General features: G+C 66.9%; 1 protein-coding gene. It reads left to right on the forward strand.

What is annotated here, in order from left to right:
* Positions 1–419: mannonate dehydratase (locus EN742_RS36935; protein ID WP_189375774.1), on the forward strand; the 419-nt coding region annotated here is incomplete at its 5' end.
* Positions 420–634 lie beyond the last annotated feature (215 nt).

The following is a 634-nucleotide window of genomic DNA, read 5'->3' on the forward strand; positions in this document are numbered from 1 at the left end:
TCATCCTGGAGACGGTCGACAGCCCGGCCAACGGCCTGACCTTCTGCACCGGCTCCTACGGCGTGCGCGCCGACAACGATCTGGTCGCGATGATCGGGGAATTCGCCTCAAGAATCCATTTCGCGCATCTGCGCAACGTGACGCGCGAGGCGGACGGCTCCTTCTACGAGGCCGAGCACCTGGAAGGCTCGACCGACATGGCGGCGGTCATACTGGCGCTGATGAAGGAAGAGGCGCGCCGGCGCATGGCAGGCCGGTCCGACTGGCGTATCCCGATGCGCCCCGACCATGGCCACCTGCTTGCCGACGACATCGGCAAGACCAGGATCAATCCCGGCTACTCGCTGATCGGGCGGCTGAAAGGCCTCGCCGAACTGCGCGGCATCATGCGCGCGGTGGAGCGGTTCGAATTGGCCTGAGGCGCAACCTCCAGAGGCCCTAAGCCGGGCGGGCGGCGGGGCCCTCGTTCATCTGGAGGGAACGCTTTCCGGTTGCCGGCGCGCCTCGTGGGCCCTGGCGACAAAATTGCGCCAGCCGCCATAGGCCGAGATATCCGTCGCCGCCAGCAGGCCGGCGGTTTCGGCAAGGAACCCTTTCGCCGATGTGCCGTCGTCGAGCTCGATGGTGCCGATTC

The sequence above is a fragment of the Mesorhizobium sp. M4A.F.Ca.ET.020.02.1.1 genome, from assembly GCF_004022645.1.
Lineage (GTDB): Bacteria > Pseudomonadota > Alphaproteobacteria > Rhizobiales > Rhizobiaceae > Mesorhizobium.